At 42.8% G+C, this 20,044-nt stretch carries 25 protein-coding genes; all 25 read right to left on the reverse strand.

Going from position 1 to position 20,044, the window contains the following annotated elements; translation table 11 throughout:
• Nucleotides 1-18: 18 nt before the first annotated feature.
• The 25 genes from rpmC to D8862_RS04590 all read right to left on the reverse strand — a co-directional run bounded on the left by rpmC (nucleotide 19) and on the right by D8862_RS04590 (nucleotide 19,986).
• Entirely contained in the window at nucleotides 19-225 is a 207-nt protein-coding gene (gene rpmC / locus D8862_RS04475) for a 50S ribosomal protein L29 (protein ID WP_000772918.1), read from the reverse strand.
• Nucleotides 226-234: 9 nt separating this feature from the next.
• A complete protein-coding gene (gene rplP / locus D8862_RS04480; protein ID WP_000960948.1) occupies nucleotides 235-648 on the reverse strand; it encodes a 50S ribosomal protein L16 in 414 nt (137 codons plus the stop codon).
• A gap of 3 nt (nucleotides 649-651) precedes the next feature.
• Entirely contained in the window at nucleotides 652-1,305 is a 654-nt protein-coding gene (rpsC, locus tag D8862_RS04485) for a 30S ribosomal protein S3 (RefSeq protein ID WP_000529936.1), read from the reverse strand.
• Nucleotides 1,306-1,317: 12 nt separating this feature from the next.
• Nucleotides 1,318-1,662 (reverse strand): 50S ribosomal protein L22, encoded by a 345-nt coding sequence (rplV, locus tag D8862_RS04490; protein WP_000818137.1) that lies wholly within the window; start codon nucleotides 1,660-1,662, stop codon nucleotides 1,318-1,320.
• 11 nt (nucleotides 1,663-1,673) lie between these two features.
• Nucleotides 1,674-1,955, reverse strand: coding sequence for a 30S ribosomal protein S19 (gene rpsS, locus D8862_RS04495; RefSeq protein ID WP_000533766.1), 282 nt, complete (start codon nucleotides 1,953-1,955; stop codon nucleotides 1,674-1,676).
• Nucleotides 1,956-2,058: 103 nt separating this feature from the next.
• Nucleotides 2,059-2,892, reverse strand: coding sequence for a 50S ribosomal protein L2 (gene rplB, locus D8862_RS04500; RefSeq protein ID WP_000512905.1), 834 nt, complete (start codon nucleotides 2,890-2,892; stop codon nucleotides 2,059-2,061).
• 17 nt (nucleotides 2,893-2,909) lie between these two features.
• Complete coding sequence (locus D8862_RS04505; protein WP_001055347.1) at nucleotides 2,910-3,206, reverse strand: 50S ribosomal protein L23; 297 nt, start codon at nucleotides 3,204-3,206, stop codon at nucleotides 2,910-2,912.
• A complete protein-coding gene (gene rplD, locus D8862_RS04510; RefSeq protein WP_000024537.1) occupies nucleotides 3,206-3,829 on the reverse strand; it encodes a 50S ribosomal protein L4 in 624 nt (207 codons plus the stop codon). Before rplD ends, D8862_RS04505 begins: the two co-directional genes overlap by 1 nt.
• 24 nt (nucleotides 3,830-3,853) lie before the next feature.
• Nucleotides 3,854-4,480: a 50S ribosomal protein L3 gene (gene rplC / locus D8862_RS04515; protein WP_000160197.1), complete on the reverse strand. Its 627-nt coding sequence runs from the start codon at nucleotides 4,478-4,480 to the stop codon at nucleotides 3,854-3,856.
• 82 nt (nucleotides 4,481-4,562) lie between these two features.
• Complete coding sequence (rpsJ, locus tag D8862_RS04520; RefSeq protein ID WP_001284513.1) at nucleotides 4,563-4,871, reverse strand: 30S ribosomal protein S10; 309 nt, start codon at nucleotides 4,869-4,871, stop codon at nucleotides 4,563-4,565.
• 265 nt (nucleotides 4,872-5,136) lie between these two features.
• Nucleotides 5,137-5,763 (reverse strand): uridine kinase family protein, encoded by a 627-nt coding sequence (locus D8862_RS04525; RefSeq protein WP_125448871.1) that lies wholly within the window; start codon nucleotides 5,761-5,763, stop codon nucleotides 5,137-5,139.
• Entirely contained in the window at nucleotides 5,760-6,356 is a 597-nt protein-coding gene (gene nrdG / locus D8862_RS04530; protein ID WP_000220154.1) for an anaerobic ribonucleoside-triphosphate reductase activating protein, read from the reverse strand. The genes D8862_RS04525 and nrdG overlap by 4 nt, the downstream gene beginning before the upstream one ends.
• A 4-nt stretch (nucleotides 6,357-6,360) precedes the next feature.
• A complete protein-coding gene (locus tag D8862_RS04535) occupies nucleotides 6,361-6,861 on the reverse strand; it encodes a GNAT family N-acetyltransferase (RefSeq protein WP_038804637.1) in 501 nt (166 codons plus the stop codon).
• 43 nt (nucleotides 6,862-6,904) lie between these two features.
• Nucleotides 6,905-7,045, reverse strand: coding sequence for a hypothetical protein (locus D8862_RS04540; RefSeq protein WP_000521635.1), 141 nt, complete (start codon nucleotides 7,043-7,045; stop codon nucleotides 6,905-6,907).
• Nucleotides 7,046-7,056: 11 nt separating this feature from the next.
• On the reverse strand, nucleotides 7,057-9,264 hold the full coding sequence (nrdD, locus tag D8862_RS04545; RefSeq protein ID WP_185760833.1) for an anaerobic ribonucleoside-triphosphate reductase: 2,208 nt from the start codon (nucleotides 9,262-9,264) through the stop codon (nucleotides 7,057-7,059).
• 116 nt (nucleotides 9,265-9,380) lie between these two features.
• Entirely contained in the window at nucleotides 9,381-10,937 is a 1,557-nt protein-coding gene (locus D8862_RS04550) for a damage-inducible protein CinA (protein ID WP_125448875.1), read from the reverse strand.
• A gap of 36 nt (nucleotides 10,938-10,973) precedes the next feature.
• Nucleotides 10,974-11,117, reverse strand: a complete 144-nt coding sequence (locus tag D8862_RS09595) for a hypothetical protein (RefSeq protein WP_185760834.1) — start codon at nucleotides 11,115-11,117, stop codon at nucleotides 10,974-10,976.
• Between the two features lie 74 nt (nucleotides 11,118-11,191).
• Nucleotides 11,192-12,724: a cardiolipin synthase gene (gene cls / locus D8862_RS04555; protein WP_125448877.1), complete on the reverse strand. Its 1,533-nt coding sequence runs from the start codon at nucleotides 12,722-12,724 to the stop codon at nucleotides 11,192-11,194.
• 135 nt (nucleotides 12,725-12,859) lie between these two features.
• Nucleotides 12,860-13,804: a 3-oxoacyl-[acyl-carrier-protein] synthase III C-terminal domain-containing protein gene (locus D8862_RS04560; protein ID WP_125448879.1), complete on the reverse strand. Its 945-nt coding sequence runs from the start codon at nucleotides 13,802-13,804 to the stop codon at nucleotides 12,860-12,862.
• A 14-nt stretch (nucleotides 13,805-13,818) separates the two neighbouring features.
• The gene (locus D8862_RS04565; protein WP_125448881.1) at nucleotides 13,819-15,081 is read right to left on the reverse strand and encodes a F390 synthetase-related protein; all 1,263 of its coding nucleotides are present in this window, start codon (nucleotides 15,079-15,081) and stop codon (nucleotides 13,819-13,821) included.
• On the reverse strand, nucleotides 15,059-15,874 hold the full coding sequence (locus D8862_RS04570; protein ID WP_125448883.1) for an MBL fold metallo-hydrolase: 816 nt from the start codon (nucleotides 15,872-15,874) through the stop codon (nucleotides 15,059-15,061). Before D8862_RS04570 ends, D8862_RS04565 begins: the two co-directional genes overlap by 23 nt.
• Nucleotides 15,849-16,829 carry an NAD-dependent epimerase/dehydratase family protein gene (locus D8862_RS04575; protein ID WP_125448885.1) on the reverse strand — a complete coding sequence of 327 codons (981 nt, stop codon included), beginning with the start codon at nucleotides 16,827-16,829 and terminating at the stop codon, nucleotides 15,849-15,851. The genes D8862_RS04570 and D8862_RS04575 overlap by 26 nt, the downstream gene beginning before the upstream one ends.
• A gap of 3 nt (nucleotides 16,830-16,832) precedes the next feature.
• A complete protein-coding gene (locus D8862_RS04580) occupies nucleotides 16,833-18,101 on the reverse strand; it encodes a glycosyltransferase (protein ID WP_125448887.1) in 1,269 nt (422 codons plus the stop codon).
• A gap of 104 nt (nucleotides 18,102-18,205) precedes the next feature.
• Complete coding sequence (locus tag D8862_RS04585) at nucleotides 18,206-19,357, reverse strand: iron-containing alcohol dehydrogenase (RefSeq protein ID WP_000190430.1); 1,152 nt, start codon at nucleotides 19,355-19,357, stop codon at nucleotides 18,206-18,208.
• 185 nt (nucleotides 19,358-19,542) lie between these two features.
• Nucleotides 19,543-19,986 (reverse strand): SP_0198 family lipoprotein, encoded by a 444-nt coding sequence (locus D8862_RS04590; protein ID WP_125448889.1) that lies wholly within the window; start codon nucleotides 19,984-19,986, stop codon nucleotides 19,543-19,545.
• Between the last annotated feature and the right edge of the window lie 58 nt (nucleotides 19,987-20,044).

The following is a 20,044-nucleotide window of genomic DNA, read 5'->3' on the forward strand; positions in this document are numbered from 1 at the left end:
TTCTCCTTCCCTAGTCTATTATTTCGCTTCAGATTGAACTGTTTTGATACGAGCGATTTGTTTTTTAACTTCTTTCAAGCGAGCTGTTTGTTCCAATTGACCAGTAGCAGCTTGGAAACGAAGTTCAAACAATTCTTTTTTCAATTCGTTTTCGCGCTTCGCGAGTTCTTCTTGAGAAAGACCACGAAGTTCTTTAACAAATTCTTTTACTTCATTAAGTTTCATGCCTTCTCCTTATTCTGCTTCACGTTTTACGAATTTACATTTAACTGGCAATTTGTGGCTAGCAAGACGAAGCGCTTCGCGAGCGATCTCTTCAGATACACCAGCAACTTCAAACATCACTTTACCACGTTTAACTGGTGCTACCCAACCTTCAGGTGCCCCTTTACCAGATCCCATACGCACACCGATAGCTTTAGCAGTGTATGATTTGTGTGGGAAGATTTTAATCCAAACTTTACCACCACGTTTCATGTAACGAGTCATGGCGATACGAGCAGCTTCGATTTGGCGGTTAGTGATCCAGTGGCTAGTTGTAGCTTGAAGACCGTATTCACCGAATGCTACTTCTTTTCCACCTTTTGCTTCACCGCGCATTTTTCCACGGAATTCACGACGGTGTTTAACACGTTTAGGTACTAACATTGGTTATTTACCTCCTTTAGTGTTTTTACGAGCTGGAAGAACTTCACCACGGTAGATCCATACTTTAACACCAAGTTTACCGTATGTAGTATCTGCTTCTTCCCAAGCGTAATCGATATCTGCACGAAGTGTGTGAAGTGGAACAGTTCCTTCAGAGTATCCTTCAGCACGGGCGATATCTGCACCGTTCAAACGACCTGATACTTGAGTTTTGATTCCTTTAGCTCCAGCACGCATTGCACGTTGGATTGCTTGTTTTTGTGCACGACGGAAAGCAACACGTTGCTCCAATTGACGAGCAATTCCTTCACCTACAAGATGAGCATCCAAATCAGGTTGTTTGATTTCGATGATGTTGATGTGTACTTGTTTTCCAGTCAATTTGTTAAGTTTTGCACGGAGTGCATCAACGTTAGCACCACCTTTACCGATAACCATACCTGGTTTAGCAGTGTGAAGTGAAACGTTAACTTTGTTTACTGCGCGTTCGATTTCGATAGTTGAAACTGCTGCGTCAGCAAGTTCTTTTTGAACGAATTTACGGATTGCAAGATCTTCATGAAGGTAATCCGCGTATTCTTTTTCAGCATACCATTTGGCATCCCAATCACGGATGATGCCGACACGCATACCAATTGGATGTACTTTTTGACCCACGATTTTACCTCCTTATTTTTCTGCAACAGCTACAGTGATGTGAGCTGTACGTTTGTTGATTGGTGAAGCTGAACCTTTCGCACGTGGACGGAAACGTTTCATAGTTGGTCCTTCGTTTGCGAATGCTTCAGATACTACCAAGTTAGCTTTGTCCAAACCAAAGTTGTTTTCAGCGTTAGCTACAGCTGAATTCAAAACTTTCAAGATGATTTCAGCAGCTTTGTTTGGTGTGAATGTCAAGATTGCAATAGCATCGGCTACGCTTTTACCACGGATGTTGTCAAGAACAAGACGTGATTTACGAGGTGAAACACGTACTGTACGAGCCATTGCTTTAGCTGAAGTAATTTCTGCCATTTATGTTCTCCTTATTTTCTACGTGTTTTCTTGTCGTCTGCAGCGTGACCTTTGTAAGTACGAGTTGGTGCAAATTCACCAAGTTTGTGACCTACCATGTCTTCTTGGATGTAAACAGGTACGTGTTTACGTCCGTCATAAACTGCAATAGTGTAACCAATGAAACTTGGGAAGATCGTTGAACGACGTGACCAAGTTTTGATAACTTTTTTCTTTTCGTCGTTAGCTTGAGCTTCAACTTTTTTCATCAAATGCTCATCGACGAAAGGTCCTTTTTTAAGACTGCGTCCCATTTTTATATTTTCTCCTTTAAATGTTGTACCACAGCGGCTTGCGCTCGCATGGAGCGCTACCGAGCTGGCGGATTTACTAGATGCTTAAGCGACTAGTTTACTATTATTTCTCGTTGCGACGACGAACGATAAGTTTGTCAGATTTCGCTTTCTTGTTACGAGTTTTAAGACCAAGAGCAGGTTTGCCCCATGGAGTAGATGGCGCTTTACGACCAACTGGTGCTTTACCTTCACCACCACCGTGTGGGTGATCGTTAGGGTTCATTACAGAACCACGAACTGTTGGGCGGATACCTTTCCAACGGCTACGTCCTGCTTTACCAAGGTTTACAAGTCCATGTTGTTCGTTTCCGACAACACCAACTGTAGCACGACAAGTTCCAAGAATCATACGAACTTCGCCAGATTGAAGACGAACAAGAACGTATTTACCTTCTTGACCCAATACTTGGGCAGAAGCACCAGCAGCACGTACCAATTCTCCACCACGACCTGGTTTCAATTCGATGTTGTGGATCAAAGTACCAACTGGGATGTTAGCAAGCGGAAGTGCGTTACCGACTTTGATATCTGCTTCTGGACCTGAAACGATACGTTGACCTACTTCAAGACCTTTAGGAGCGATAATGTATGCCTTCACACCGTCAGTATAGTGAACCAAAGCGATGTTTGCAGAACGGTTTGGATCGTACTCGATTGTTTTAACAACTGCTTCAACGTTGTCTTTGTTACGCTTGAAGTCAACCAAACGGTAGAAACGTTTGTGTCCACCACCTTGGTGACGAACAGTGATACGACCGTTGTTGTTACGACCAGCCTTGTTCTTCAAAGCAACAAGCAATGATTTTTCAGGAGTGCTTGTTGTGATTTCAGCGAAATCCAAAGAAGTCATATTACGGCGACCGTTTGTTGTTGGTTTATAAACACGAATTCCCACGATATTTCCTCCTTAGATTATTCAGCTTCAGCAGCAAACAACTCGATTGCTTTTGAATCAGCTGTAAGTGTGATGATAGCTTTTTTAGTTTTGTTAGTAAAACCAGTGTAACGTCCAACACGTTTCGCTTTTGGTTTTACGTTGATTGTGTTAACGTTAGCAACTTTAACACCTTCGAAAGCAGCTTCAACAGCTTGCTTGATCAAAAGTTTGTGTGCACGAGTGTCAACTTCAAATACATATTTACCTGCTTCAAGTTGAGCCATTGAGCTTTCAGTGATGACAGGTTTTTTGATAACATCATACAAATTCATTATGCAAGAACCTCCTCGATTTTAGAGATAGCTGCTTGTGTGACAAGAAGTTTGTCGCTATTTGCGATGTCAAGAACACTTGCAGTTGTAGCAGTTGCAACTTTCACATTTGGAAGGTTACGAGCTGAAAGAGCTGCGAATTCATTTCCTTCTTCAAGGATAACAAGAACTTTAGAATCGATGCTCAATGCTGCAAGAACTTTTGCAAATTCAGCAGTTTTTGGAGCTGTAAATGAAAGAGCGTCTACAGCTACGAATTTGTTTTCAGCAACTTTTTCAGAGTAAACTGATTTAAGAGCTAGGCGACGAACTTTTTGTGGAAGTTTGTAGCCGTATGAACGTGGAGTTGGTCCGAAGACAACACCACCACCACGCCATTGTGGTGAGCGGATAGAACCTTGACGAGCGCGTCCAGTTCCTTTTTGACGCCATGGTTTGCGTCCACCACCTGATACTGCAGAGCGGTTTTTAACAGCGTGTGTCCCTTGACGAAGACTTGCGCGTTGGCTGATGATCACATCAAACACAACTGATTCATTTGGTTCGATACCAAATACTGCATCGTTAAGAACAACTTGGCCAGCTTCTTTACCAGTTTGGTCAAATAATGTTACGTTTGCCATTGTGACTGATTTCCCCTTTCTTTATTATTTACCAGCTTTAACTGCTGATTTGATAGTGATAAGAGATTTCTTAGCACCTGGTACGTTACCTTTGATAAGGATAACGTTCTTTTCTGGAACAACTTGTACAACTTCAAGGTTTTGAATTGTTACACGGTCGCCACCCATACGTCCTGCAAGGTTTTTACCTTTGAATACGCGGTTAGGTGCAACAGGTCCCATAGAACCTGGACGACGGTGGTAACGAGAACCGTGAGCCATTGGTCCACGTGATTGTCCGTGGCGTTTGATAACACCTTGGAAACCTTTACCTTTAGAAGTACCAGTTACGTCAACAACGTCTCCAGCTGCGAATGTTTCAACTGTGATTTCAGCACCAACTTCCAAGCCTTCAACGTTTTTGAATTCACGAATGAAGCGCTTAGGAGCCGTGTTAGCTTTCGCTACATGTCCTTTAGCAGGTTTGTTGCTCAATACTTCGCGTTTGTCATCGAAACCAACTTGGATAGCGTTGTAACCATCTGTTTCAACAGTTTTAACTTGAAGAACAACGTTTGGAGTTGCTTCGATAACTGTTACAGGGATCAATTCGCCAGCTTCAGTGAAGATTTGAGTCATTCCCACTTTTTTCCCTAAGATTCCTTTTGTCATGAGAAAATAGTTCCTTTTCTATATTTTTTATTCAAAAAGTTTTTAACGAGCGTTTTTCATGCTCAAGGTATCAAGCTTTAGATTAAAGTTTGATTTCTACGTTTACACCACTTGGAAGATCCAATTTCATCAAAGCATCAACTGTTTTTTGAGTTGGGTTAACGATATCGATCAAGCGTTTGTGTGTACGCATTTCAAATTGTTCGCGAGAGTCTTTGTATTTGTGAGTCGCACGAATGATTGTGTAGAGGCTACGCTCAGTTGGAAGTGGGATTGGACCCGCAACTTGTGCACCTGTACGAGTAGCTGATTCTACGATTTTTGCAGCCGCTGTGTCAAGCGTACGGTGTTCGTAAGCTTTCAAACGGATACGGATTTTTTTGTTTGCCATCTTTTTCTCCTTTTCGTCTATTTAAGATAATAGGCTAGCTCCACAAGAAAACCGACGCGCGTTGCGTGGCAATGCAACCGAGCGTGTCGCAACCTCTTGCATCAAAGCTAAGGCTGTAATTTACAGCACCATAATAGAATAACACAAAGCCCCTGCGATTGCAAGGGATTTGTGAGCTTTTTTTCGTTTTTTTGGGATGAAACTGTTTTCTCTTTTCATCTTTCCAAGATTACGGATTTATATCTATAAAAAACTGCCTTTTCTTCTATATAGTATGTGCCATTCTGACCTTGAATTTATCTTCTGATTGATCTACTAAAATGTCCGCTTTAGACTCATTTTCTCTATAGTATAGCAGATACTGCTCCCGTCTCATATGATGGCTAGCTAATATAAAGGAAGCATCTCGATTTCTTATAGTCGTATCTCGAGCGAGACGCCTCTTTAATTCTGTTTCTTCATCCGTGTAGAAACAGATGGTTTTATCAAAGAGTTCCTTGGGTAGAAAACCCACAGTCATTCCTTCGACAATCAAAATCGGTTTTGCTCCAGACAAGACCTCGCTAGCCTTCCAAGGTTCGTCGATTGTCAAGACATCCATACCTGCCTGCAAGGCGAGAATATCTCTCTGCAAACTTGCCAGTTCATGCGCCACTGGCAGACAAGCTGTCACTTTTTGATCTGGCGCTTGCTTTGGTATTACCAGGTGACGTTCTGAAGTGATATAGGGATCTGTTTCTAGTAAATTTACTGTAGTAGAATCTAGGGCTTGATATAATTCCTGAGCGAAGGTTGACTTGCCTGAAGCCCCATGTCCGTAAATCCCCAGTGTTTTGACTTTCCCTGACTCTATCTCTGAGACCAGTTGTTCTATCAGGTCTTTTTTCTTCATTCTCTCTTCACCTGTTCATAGCTTTCTTTTCCGTCATTAAGCTTGTCCCAAATCACTATTTGCCCACTTTTGAGGGATTTTTGCACATCGATAATTCGTTGATTAGAGGAACCTCGAAACTGGAGCATGAGATTACGCTTGCTTTTATCATACCGTCCATCGACAAGGATGTCAATCAGCGACAAGAGTTCCAGTTTATCTGGAGTTTCCAGCATCATTTCTTCCCAAGTGTAGCCCGTCCAGGACCAGATGTCTTTGTCTGGCAATTCCTTTCGAATGCGTTTAACGAGAGGCAAGAGAATTCCTGTATTAAGAAAGGGTTCTCCTCCTAGCAGGGTCAATCCTTGAACATAGGGCTGGGCAAGGTCTTCCATAATCTGTTCTTCTAACTCTGCTGTATAAGGAATACCTGCATTGAAAGACCAAGTCGCAACATTATAGCACCCCTCGCAGTGGAACATACAGCCTGCGACATAGAGAGAGTTTCGTACACCTTCTCCATCGACAAAGTTAAAAGCCTTGTAATCAATAATCCGCCCTTTACTGAGTTCTTCACTTTTCCATTCACCTGGTTTTGGTGTATTCCATGTCATCCTTTTACTCCAAGTCTATCCAATAGCGCTCCGTTCCGTTTCGAACATCCTCCAACTCCCCACCATTAGCTAAGATAACAGCTCGGCTTGCTGGATTTTCTGTGCTACAAGTCACTAAAGCTCGTTTAATATTCTTTCCCTTAGCAACTTGTAGACCTTGTCGGAGGGATTCTTTGGCATAACCTTTGCCTCTTTCAGAGGGACGTATGGAATAGCCGATATGGCCCCCATTTTCTAGTAAGTAGTCATTTAATCGGAGACGAAGGTTGAGAAAGCCAAGAGCCTGGCCTGCTACGTCAAAACTAACCAGCTGGATAGCAGGAACCCAGTTTTCAGGAATATTGAGTCCCGCTTCCGCTTGAAGATTTTCTTCTAGCCACTCTTCATAAACAAAATTGTTGGCGTTCCAAAAACCACCATCGTGGGCTGATTGAGTCTGTTCAAACTCTGCCATCATCTCTAAAACTGTTTCTTTATCTGCCAATGTTGGTCTGCGTAGTATCATTTTTACCTCCAATTAAGAGAAAAGCGAGAGGCAACTCTCACTTTTATTTTTTCTTGTTCTTGTTTAAAAACTGTTCTCTGAGGTTGAGCAAGCGTTCTTTTTTACCTGTTCCACCTTTAGAGTATTTCTCGTGATAACGGGTCACTTGTGCGCGCCCCTTATCATCCAATTGGTATTTCCCCATTCCATTTCCTTCTAATTTGTTACTTCATGTCCGGCTGTTTTAATGGTTGAACCGTTCATGTGTTTGACACGCGCAGCGATTTCCTTGTGGCGTCCGTTAACCATCGGACGCGCTTGAGGATTTCCCAGATAGCCACAAGTTCGTTTCACAACATCTACTGTTTTTGGGTCGCTATTGCCACAGTTGGGACAAGCAAAACCTCTCTCGGTCGGTTCAAAATCCCCTTCAAAATCGCACTTGTAACAGCGATCGATCGGAGTGTTGGTTCCTAGATAACCAACACGGTCATAGGCATAGTCCCAAACAGCTTCCAGGGCCTTAGGATTTTGTTGAAGAACTGGATACTCACAATAATGAATGAAACCACCTGACGCACCTGCTTCTGGATAAACTTTCTCAAAGTCTAATTTTTCAAACGGTGTTGGATTTTTACGGACATCATAGTGGAAAGAGTTGGTGTAGTATTCCTTATCTGTAATATCAGGAATAGAACCAAACTTCTCTGTATCTAGTCGACAGAAACGGTCTGTCAAACTTTCAGATGGTGTTGAGTAGATAGAGAAATGATAGCCATATTGGTCGGACCACTCTTCTACACGGCGTTTCATATCGCGAATGATGTCTAGCGTGAATTCCTTGGCTTCTGGATTGCTTTCCCAGCTATTGCCAAAGAAGACCGTCGCTACTTCATACAAACCGATATAGCCCAACGAAACTGTCGCTCGACGATTCTTAAAAAGCTGGTCAACACTTTCTTCTTTTCCAAGACGGCGGCCAAAGGCTCCATACTGATAAAGGATAGGAGCATTTGCTGGTGTAGCTTCCTTGGTCCGTTCGACACGGTAAACCAGAGCATCTTCTGCGATGTTCATCCGCTCGTTGAAGATTTCCCAGAACTTATTCATGTCGCCCTCAGACTCGAGGGCAATGCGAGGAAGGTTGACCGTCACAACACCTAGATTCATCCGACCAGAATTGACTTCTACGCCATTCTCATCCTTCCATCCTTGAAGGAAAGAACGGCAACCCATAGGTACCTTGAAAGAACCAGTCAACTCGATAATCTTATCATAGGATAAGACATCCGGGTACATCCGTTTGGTTGCACACTCGAGGGCCAACTGTTTGATGTCATAGTTTGGAGTCCCTTCTTCCAAGTTAAGGCCTCTTTTAAGCGTAAAGATGAGTTTAGGGAAGATGGCTGTGCGGTGTTCTGAGCCAAGACCCTTGATACGAATGGTCAAGATAGCTTTTTGAATTTCCCGTTCAAAACGACTAGTTCCTAAACCAAAACCTAGTGAAGTAAAAGGTGTTTGTCCATTTGAAGTGAAGAGGGTGTTGATTTCATACTCAAGAGATTGCATGGCATCATAGATGTCTTTTTGGGTTTTCTTCCAAGCATAATCATCCCGTTTTTCAGGCAAGACCCACTCTTCCGCATCTTTGAGGTGCTTTTGGTAATTCTTCTCTGCATAAGGTGCCAAAACTTCATCAATACGGTCAGCTGAACAGCCCCCGTACTGGCTAGAAGCAACGTTGGCAATGATTTGCGAAATCTGAGCTGTCGCAGTCTGGATAGACTTGGGACTCTCTACCTCTGCGTTACCAATTTTAAAGCCATTTTCCAGCATGCCTTTAAAATCAATCAAACAGCAGTTAGTCATAGGAGTGTAGGGGCTGTAGTCCAAGTCATGATAGTGTATATCCCCTTTTTGGTGAGCATTGGCTACGTGCTTAGGAAGCATTTGCAATCCGATTGATTTCCCCACAATCCCTGCTGTCAAATCACGTTGAGTATTAAAGACATCGCTGTCTTTATTGGCATTTTCATTGACAACCGCTTGATCTTTATTGAGGAGCTTATGGATACTAAAGTTGATATCTGTCGCTTTTGAGCGCTCAAAATCCCTTTGTGTCCGATAAGTGATATACTCCTCAGCCAGCGCATATTCTTTGGCTTCAAGGAGTTCATGTTCTACGATATTTTGAATCTCGTAAATCTTAACACCTTGAGGGAAGCGACTGTGAATCTCCGCAACAATGTGCTCAAGCAATCCATTGAGACGTCTTTCAACCAAGGGGGTCACATCCATGACTTTATCAGCCGCCTTGTGAAGCGCTCTGTCAATCTTATCTACATCAAATAAAACTCGTCTGCCGTCCCGCTTTTCAACGAACAAGGTTGGAGCAGGAGCATTTTTCCCTTCCAATACAATCATATCCATGCTCTTTTCTATTTTACTTCTTAAGTGATATTATACCACTCTAAAAAGAAAAATCAATATCTTGTGTCAAAAATTCTAAAATTTTTAAAAAAACACAAGATATTGATTTGTTATTTAGATTTATAAAGCTTGAATTGACTAGTATCTGTCTGAACAAGCTCGTATTTTTCATTGAGCAGGTTCTCTACATCCGACCACAAGGAAACTCTTTGATTGACCAAAATCATCTTCGGTTGATTTTCTTTCAAGTCATTGACTAGTCTCGTTTTATTCTCGTCGCTTGCAGTATAGAGAGTTGGGGTCACTAGAGAAGTCGGAGCCAGTCGTTCACTTGCTCGATAGAGATCTGGACGATCGTCCCAAGCATAGACACGATCCTCAGAACTCGTTTGCTGTTTGACCAAGCTAGCAAGCTGATCGCGTTCCTGATAAGTACTTGGATGCGAAATATAGCGGCTCAAAACGGGTAGGAAAAGTAAATAGACTATCGCAACTACTGGTAGATAGAAATTTCCTTTGAGGTAGCGACCAAAGAGTGATGAAGAGCGATCTCTTCGTCTACTACGACTGATACGATCAGAACTCCCTTCTTTGATGTTGGTTAGCAATAACAATATCAGGAAGGGCAAAATCGCTGCCAAACGTGAGCCATGCAAAGGTTCCTTTGAAAGAATTAATAAAGCAAGAGTTACCAGTAAGCCTAAACTAGCGCCTATTGAGACAACAGACTGTTTGGCTGACTTGGTCTGAAACAATCCTGAAAAGATTAATGTCAGAATCCCAACACCGATGGATAGCAAGCCATAGAAAGCAGCATTCTCCATAAGATTGGCATTTGAAAATAGACTAAGCGTATCAATTGGATACAAGGTATGGCTAATCGCATCACCAAAAGTTCCTGTTAATACAGTGTAGTAGCCAATTGGATAAAATATGAGAGAGAATCCTAGAGCTGATGCGAAAAATTGATACAAACCATGAGCAAATCGACGCTTGGCAATATTAAATCCAAACAAACTCAAGGTAAGTGTAGCTGCAAACAAGGTTGTGGGAATAGGTGATAGGAAGAAAGCTAGTGCCAAACTCATCCCAATTCGCAAGAAACCTTTATCGTTACTTGGATCATCCAGATAGTCAGCTACTAGACTAAAACTATAAAATAGAAAAGGTAAGGCCACAACCACTGCATAGCTACCACCAAATCCCAGACTGCCCACAAGCAGATAGAAAACCAACAAAAGCTGTCTAGCCTGCTCTCCCTGACCTGTCAAGGCATCTGCGGACTTGAATAAAAAAATTCCGGCCCCGAACAAGGCCAACCACTCCACCAAAGCAAATAGAATGCTACCTTGAGAGAGATAGATTAGTACGTAATAAAGCAGTCCATTTGAACCATAATAATCCGTGTAAATCTGCCCACTCTGGTGTAGCGCCCAACCAGTATAAAGATCTTGCATCTGTTGGGGGCTCACCAAACCAAAGATCAGAGGCAAAATCACAGAGACAGCTGTAGCAGCCAGACTCCAAATCACCACACTAAAAAATGGAAGTGGAGTTCGTTTCTTCTTACCTCGCTCTAATCCAAATTCGGATTCTTGATCCAGCCGTTCCCGATACTGGTATCGAAATTCTTCTAGCTGTTCGTCTTTTTCCTCGTATACGTTCATTCAATTTCTCCTAGTAAGTTTATCTGTTTTAGTATATCAAAATCTTACAGGAATGTCAGCTAGGGATTGATATTTCCTTAACTTCTTATCTAGCTCAGCAAAGCGTTCAATCTCTCGAAAACGGTGGAAACTGCTTGTTTGAAATTTTAGGATAAAATCATATTCTTCTTGATTTAGCATTTTCATCCTCCTCCTTATCTATTCGCAAAAAGACAAAAATAAGATCCAGCCTTAGGCTAGATCTTGGTTAGTAGTTAGAGCATGGGTGCAAACAACTGGACAATTTCCTTGATCAAACTTTGATACCAGCTTGTTTTGATCGTGTGGGGATAGATTTCTTGAGAAACCTTAAAAATCTCTTCGAAGTCCCTCTCAATGTCTAAAATAGATTGTGTTCTATAAAGCAAGACGGCATTTTCATAGTGGTGGAGCAAGCTACGATAGTCAAAATTGATGGTTCCCACTGTTGCTGCTTCTCCATCGACCAGCATTTGCTTACTATGAAGAAATCCGGGACTGTACTCATAAATGCGAACTCCCGCAGATAGCAAATCTGGATAGGCTCCGCGAGTAACCAATTGGATAACCTTCTTATCTGGGATACAAGGTGTCACAATTCGCACATCTACCCCTCTCAGAGCTGCATTTTTGATACTTTCAGTTAGATCATAGTCAGTGATCAGATAGGGTGTCGTGATATAGACATAGTCTGTAGCTTGATTGATAAGGTTTTGATAGACCGTTTTCCCAACTTGGGCTCGGTAGATAGGCTTTGGCCCACTACTGTAGGGGATGCAAAGCCCCATCCCATCTCTAGGTTGATTTTCGAGATGGTATTGGTCAAAGTCGCTAATTTCCCCACGGTTGATATACCAGGTTGACAAAAAGAGTCTAGTAAAAGCCTTAACCGCCGATCCATCCAGGCGAATACCGCTATCCTTCCAGTAACCAAAGCGTTCGATATGGTTGATATACTCATCGGCCAGATTGGCACCACCTGTATAGGCGATTTGACCATCGATAATCATGATTTTACGGTGGTCACGGTTGTTATAAGCAACGGTCAAGCGTGGAATCACCTTGTTAAATTTGTGAGCTTCAATCCCTCGACCACGAAGCTGGATGGTGTAATCTCCAGGCAAGGTTGCCATACAACCAATATCATCATAGAGAAGCTTGACTTCTACTCCTTGAGCAGCCTTTTCTTCCAAAATCTCTAAAATGCTGTTCCACATCAAGCCTTCTTCGATGATATAGTATTCGAGAAAGATAAATTTCTCAGCTTTCTTAAGGTCCTCTAGCATCTGGTGCCACATGCTTTCCCCTGAAGGGAAGAAATGGGTATCTGTTCGATTATAGACATCCGCATTCGTATCCATACTGAGGAGAGATTTGATAACGCCGTAAGCCGACTTATCCTCTTCCTTTAACTCCAGCCGAAGAGCTCTGCTATTATCCTCTCGGTCAACCATTGATTGGAGCTGCTTTAGCTGCTTCATTTCTTTTTTCGATAAACGGCGTTCTCCAAACATGATATAGAGCAAGGGACCAAATACTGGCACAAAGGCTACTAACAGCCATGTCACCTTGCTTTCAGGATTCATAGACCGATTGACAATTGATACAATGGTCGCTAAGCTTACTAAAATGACAAGGATAATCCAGAGAATCGGGGCCATTTGCCCAAGATAGAGAAATAAACCAAAGACGATAAACAACTCTGCCAACATGATGGTAATACTAAAACCATATTTGGACATGAGTAGCTGCATTTTTCTAGCTGTCATACATCCCCTTCCTTTTCTAACATTCTCCTTCACCGATTGATAAACTAATGTTTCTACTAGTATACCTCAGTTCAGGGGTAGATGGCAACCTTTTACCTTTGCTCATGCTCCAACCGTTCCGTGTTTGGATAATTGTTACAATTTCAGAGCCAACATATTGACTGTCATACCAGCTGCGGTTCCCATAAGATAGACGACATCTCCCTCCTTGACCAGCCCATGATCTAAAGAATAAGCCAAGCCAAACGGTACAGAGACTGACACCATATTTCCATAGTCAGTGACGAGATTGAGGTACTGATCCTCGGCCACACCTAGTTTTTCCATGACCAAAGGAAGAGCACGACTTGCTTGGTGAGGAATGATGTAGTCCACGTCTGCCAAGGCTAGCTGTGTTTTTTCTTGAAACTCTTCAAACATGACTGGGATTTTACGAGCAGACAAGAGGAGGATTTTCTTCCCCTTCATGTCAAACATATAGTTGGTCTTAGTCGCTTCAGAGTACTCTTTTGGTTGAAAAGAAGTCAGACCTCCACGAATCTCCGTATCGTGAGCTCCTTCTGACCAAGTACGTTGGAGACTAGCAATGATCCCTTTTTCCTGATGACTTTTTTGGAAAATAAAGGCTGCCGCCCCATCACTAAAGAGTTCAAAACTTTCTTTTTGCTTGGGATTGAGCCCTAAACTACCAACCTCACTGGATACAATCAAGACACGACCGTATTCGCCCGCCTCAATCAAGTGGGACATAGTCGATAGAGCAGAAATAAAGCTGGTACAAGTTGTATTGATGTCCATTGCTGGAATTGAGAGTCCTTTTGCCACGCGCTCATGAATCAAAGCAGCCGTACAAGGAATGGGCTGAACACCCACCGCACTAGCTGATACAAGGCAATCGATATCTTTAATATCCAAATTTGCATGTTCAAGTGCCTGCTGGATAGCTGATTCTGCCAAATCTAATTGCGTTTCTTCATTTTCCACTACACGATAACGAGTTTGGTCTTTGAATTGGACGGTATGCTTTGGAAGGCAAATGCCATAACCTGCGATTTCTACGTGTCTTTTTACTTCTGTCATTGTCTTTTTTCCTTTCATAAACGTTGGATACGTTTGAGTTTACGGCTAGTATCCCAGTGATAATCTGAAAATTGGATTTGAGGAACTATAAATTGCTTTTGCTGAGCCAAGAGTTGGAACTGTGCTAAAATTGCTGTCTCTACGTCCTCATCTCGTTGGCTTAGACAAACTTCCACTAATTTCTCGGAATGTTGCTTAACTTGGTAATCTCCTACATTCTCCACAAAGAGGATGCAACGTCTGATAAAGTCTGGATAAATCGTTACCTGCCCCCCATTCTGCCCTTCAAAGTAGAAGATATCATCAGAACGTCCTTCGACCTTGTCAATCCGTGTATAGCAGGAGCCACAGGGACAAGGCTCCGGATTTTCAACCAAGATATCATTGAGCTGGTAGCGATAAACAGGCTGACTGCTTCTTTTAAAGTCCGTAATCACTGGATAAAAACGGCGGTCATCCAGATACCGCTTTGCCACAAAGATAATGTCTTCGTTGAGATGTAGATTACCAGCTGAGCAAGTGCAGGCTAGGAAACCTTCTGTCGCCTGATAAACTTGATCAATAATGGATAGTGAAAAGGCTTCTGCGATGCGTTCCCTATCACTATCTTCCAAGATTTCTGCCACCGAAACGATTTTTTGTGGGTGAATAGCTAACTCTCCAGCCGTGAGACGCTTGCTCAATTCAATCAACATCGAAGCTGGTGCCACAATAATCGTTGGTTGATAGTTGTTGAGTCGCTCGATATGCTCATCTGTATGTTTGAAAATATCAAAATACTCTAGACGAATGAGCGCCGTATTGATGGTCTGATAGAGTTCATTATCGGCTCTCAGGAAAAAGGCGATGCGGTGTCCAAAAAGCTGCCCCTTTGGCAACATCTTTGCCAAGATAGCCGCAGCCCACATACTTCGCTCTTTCTCTGTTGTGATAAAGAGCCCCCGATGTCCAGACGTCCCTGAAGACAGACCGACGGCTACTTCCCCTTTAAGTTCACTGAAATCACGGGTTTTCTCACTTTCAATAGCTAAGGCTAAGGCTTCATCACGATCCACTCCTTGGGTGTTGAGCTCATTGAAATGTTCCATCATAAAAGCCTTGTCCATATGGTCAAAGTCGCTAGGAACCCCATTTTTAAAGTAAGGAGACTCTCGCTTTAAAAAGTCCATATAGTTGGTTAATTGCTTTTTCTGATAGTTTTCTAAAGCTTCTCGAGATTTGAAATGATGAAGCCAGCGAGTTTGGATAAAGGTTTTAAGAAAGGTTATTTTTTTCATATAAGATTGACTCTATCCTTTCTACAGGGTCATGACTAACAAGCACCTCAATTCCGTCTTTCAAGACTTCCTCCAGAAACTCCGTCCCCTTGATATAGTCGGCCTTATTATCCTGAACCAAGGAAGGAAGCAGGTGCATCTGCTTGGTATAAGGTAAGAGGTCAATTCCCCAACAGAGGTCTGCTGCAATGAGGAGATTGAAGTCTGGAAGGTACAGACAGGCTTGCCCCCTAGCATGCCCATCAACAGAAGCTACTAGGATACTGCCATCTACGAAAAGATCACAAATCGGACGATAGGGAAATCCCGAGTGATGCTGGTCAGTTCTGATAATGGTTAGATTTTCTTCAAAAGAAGCTGGCAAAAATTCCTTGAAAATCAGGTCTTTCAACTTGGGTTTCTGGTAAACTTCATACACTTCTTTTGTCAGGATAAAGGTTGCATGAGGAAAGAAGCTAGCTCCTCCCAGATGATCTGGATGTAGATGAGATAGGATGACATAATTTATTTCTTCTGGTTTAATCCCCTTAGCTCTCAGCAAATATGAAATCTGATCCTTCTCCGTCATTTGAACAGGTGTTCCTAGTCTATAGAAACCATAGCGAAGCTGGGTCTTAATATCGTAATGATAGCCTGTGTCATAGAGGAGATAGCCCTTGTCCCTGTGTTTGATAAGAAAAACACCTGCTGGAAAGGTCATCTTTTGATTCTTGACTCCCTTAAATAGCAAACCTGTGTAGCTGGTACAGTAGCCTGCTGGGAAATAATCAATGCTTTCGATAATCTTGGACATATTGTTCAATCCCTTCCGAAATACTGATTTGAGGGCGATACCCCAAGTCTCGCTCCGCCTTGCCGATGTCCAGCGTCTGACTATAACGGAGCAGATAATAGGTATAGCGTGTTAGAGCCGGTTCACCTTTGAGTTTCAAGACCTTATACAGAAACTCTAAACTACTGGCAATAACTGAAAGAAGAGGAGCTGGCACTTTTCTGTATGTTATTGGATAGCCCAGTTCTCTCAGGGTTTCTTCTATCAAATCCTTAAAGGTTCTTGGTTCCCCATTGGTAATATTATAAACTTGGCCACTAGCTTGAGGGGCCTCTAATGCCAAGCGAATTGCCAGAGCGACATTTTCCACACAGGTCATATCCATGAGCTGACGACCATCCCCTATCAAGGGAATGCCAATCTTCTGACTGAGTTTGAGAACACGGGGTAAAATACTGGTATCCCCAATCCCAAAAAGCCCACGAGGTCGTAAGATAATACTCGGAACATCGGGATAATCCTTAAACAGCTTCTCCGAAGCCAGCTTACTACGAATGTAGTTGTTCAGATTGTTTTCCTGAGGCGCAGCATTTTCTTTGATAGCTAGCTGATCTCGAGGCGCAGCATAGATGCTAGGCGAGGACACATAAACCAAACGCTGAATACCAGCCTCTCGGCAAGCATCCAGAACATACTTGGTCCCTAAGACATTTGTCTGGTAGAAGTCCTCCCAAGGACCCCAAACGGTAGAAAGAGCACCCGCATGCACAACCATGTCCATCCCCTGACAAGCCCGAGCCAAATCCTCTTGCTTGGTCAAATCTCCCTGAAAAAATGCCACAGAGGAGCTCTCTAAAGACTGACCCACCTTGCGATTGCGTCCAAAAGCGCGTACCTGATAGCCCTGCTGACTGAGCTCTTCAACAACATACTTACCTAGAAAGCCCGTAGCACCTGTTACCAATACTTTCTTCATGTTTTACTTCTCCTTGTCCCCTAAGAGCCGATATATTTCGCTCTTCAGAATCTCTGTTGGCTGATAGATTTGAGCTGCACGACTAAGTTTGTTCAAGTCTGCCCAGTCATCTCTAGCCAACAACTCATCAAAGGCGAGTCCAATCGCTTCCGTATCCTCTCGTTTAGCAGTCAGGGCAATCCCCGCCTCTAAGCCACGAACCGCATAGTCATACTGATCATAGTCATGAGGGAGAATCAAGGCAGGCTTGCCATAGATGATACATTGGTAAAAAATACCTGCACCGCCATGATGAATCACATAGTCCATCTGGGGAATGTATTCCTTATAGGGAAGATAAGATACCACAGAAACATTGTCCATGAGCTCTTCACATTGGAAGTCTTGTCCGCCAAACCCCAGAGTCACAAAGAAGTGACAGTCCGGATGTGCTTCTGCCAATTGTTGGGTCTGGTAGAGGAGGTTGTCTTTGGCCCATGCTAGCTGAGTCCCACAAGATACGAGGACCTTCTTATAACCTGCATAAGGAGACAAATCGAGAGGATAATTTTCTGCCCTCTCAATCGAAGAGCCAAAAGGTCCCACCCAAAGATAGTGCTCTGGAAAACCACTTTTCAGCTCCAACTCTTTCATCCCAATCCCCAAGATGGAATAGGGTGAATAGATGGTTTCCTGATCTTTCTTATTGTAGAGCTTAAAATCGTAACGTTTTAAGCGTTCTCTCAATAAAAAGGTTACGATTCGTTTCCCTAAACGAGTCCCTTTTCTTCCCAACCATTGCTGGATAGATTGGAAAGATGTCTTTGGACTGCCCATTCCTCCAAAGAAACAAGGCGGTCCATCTGTCGTTTCAATGGCAAATTGTGTCGCCATAGTGGTAATCCAGGGAATGTTCAACTGTTCCGCTACAAGTCCTCCAGAGAGGGTTATAAAGTCCGCAATCACAATATCCGGTCGATTCTGCTGCCACTCTTGGACTAGTTGGTCAGACACCACATTGATCAAATCAAGACTAGCTGACAACTGTCGATAAGCAGAAAAAAGGGTTAATTGCCCTTCATTGTTGGCTACGCGCTCAAACTCATCTACACAATTTTCTAAAATGGGAATCACCCGGAAGCCCATCTCCTCTGCTACAGTTTTTCGTTGCGGTCCTGTAAATAATCGAATCTCATACAAGGGATCCTTCAACAAGGGTGCAAGTAAATTAAGAGTTGGGAAGAGATGCCCACTTAAGGGCACTACAACCACATCGATTTTGATCTTTCTCATATGTCTAGGATAGCAAATTTTTAAAAAAAGAACTACCAAAATGATAGTTCTTTCCAATATTATTCATATTTTGAGGAATGAGTCACTTCCGCTCTACTTAGTCCTTAAAAAAGTTCTTTGTAGAGAGCAATGGTTTCTTCTAAAGTGGGCATAAATGGATTTCCAGGTGCACATGCATCGATCAAGGCATTCTTAGAAAGGTAGTCAAAGTCAAAGTCTTTTTCCTGAATACCGAGTTCAGTGAGTTTCTTAGGAATACCAACGGTTTCAGATAGTTTTTCAATTTCAGCAATAGCATAGTCAGCACATTCTTGGTCTGTTTTCCCTTCAACATGGAGACCCAAAGCCTTGGCTACATTGCGGAAAGCTTCTGGTACACGTTTGGCATTTTCACGTTCTACAACAGGGAGAAGCATGGCACAGCAGACACCATGCGGCAAGTTATATACCGCACCGAGTTGGTGAGCCATAGAATGAACATATCCCAAACCAGCATTGTTAAAGCTCATACCACCGAGGAAGATGGCATTGACCATAGCCTCACGCGCTTCGATATCTTGTCCGTTAGCCACAGCACGAGGAAGATACTCTTTGATGAGTTCAATAGCTCCGATAGAGAGTTTCTTGGTCACATTATAAGCACCTGGTGTTACCAAAGCTTCAACAGCGTGGGTAAGAGCATCCATCCCTGTCGCTGCTGTCAATCCTTTCGGTTTTGAAAGCATGAGTTCTGGATCATTGACTGAGATAAGGGCGAGGCTGTTCTTATCAACCATTACCATCTTGACCTTGCGTTCTTCGTCAGTAATGACATAGTTAATGGTAATTTCTGCAGAAGTTCCAGCTGTTGTATTGATCGCAACCACTGGCAACCCTTTTTCAGCAGACTTATGAAGCCCTTCGTAGTCCTGTGGTTTGCCACCATTTGTAGCGATGATAGAGATACAACTAGCCGCATCCTGTGGAGACCCTCCTCCAAGACTGATGATGAAGTCACATCCATGCTCTTTCAGGGCAGCCACTCCGTCTGTGACGTTCTTACAAGTCGGATTTGGCTCCACATCGCTAAAGATCACATATTCGATCCCTTCAGCATCTAGTGGTTTTAGGACCTTAGGTAAAATATCACTGCCTTCGATGAACTTATCTGTCACCAAAAGGGCCTTCTTATACCCCAGTTCCTTGATATACGGACCTACTTCATTTACAACACCTTTACCGATAAGGTTAACTGATGGAACGTAAAATGTAGCCATATGCTTTTCCTCCTGCGCCTTTGCGCTATTTGATTATTTACTATAAGTATACGACCTTATAAGAAGTTTTACAAATATTTGTAAGCGCTTTAAGCAAAAAGTTAGTAAAGAACAGCCAGCCACTTTTTCAAGAAAAAAAGCTCCAAAAAGACTAATTTCATCTCATTGGAACTTTTACTTAATCATTATTGTTTCGTTAAGACTACTCGGTCAGATGCCTCTCGGTCCATATCGTCGATAATCATTTGATTACCATTAACTGCGTAAATCTTGACATCATCACCGATAATGACACGTTGATTTTCTGGCTCAAAGGTGACTTGCTTGATTTCCTTATCTCCATCTGGCTCGACCTCAGTCCATGTACCAGTCTTTCCTGTTACAACAAGAGTAACCTGGTCATTCTCATCTTTTCCAGTATAGGTACCATCAATGTTCGTAGGTTGAGCTACAGTAGTGTCCTGACTTGAGGACGTTTGTGGTTGACTAGCACTTGTAGCAGCACTAGAAGATGATTCTTGTTGAGAAGATGATTGCTGAGTAGGGGCTTGTGCCTTAGGTCCACAAGCTGCTAAAAGACTAAGAATTGCTAGGGAAGCAATAGAAAGTGTGAATGTTTTCGTTTTCATAGCGATTTCCTTTCTTTTGTGCCAATGTTTTGCTGGAATCGTTTCCAGAAATACCTCC

The sequence above is a fragment of the Streptococcus oralis genome, assembly GCF_003942585.1.
GTDB classification, from domain to species: domain Bacteria; phylum Bacillota; class Bacilli; order Lactobacillales; family Streptococcaceae; genus Streptococcus; species Streptococcus oralis_BE.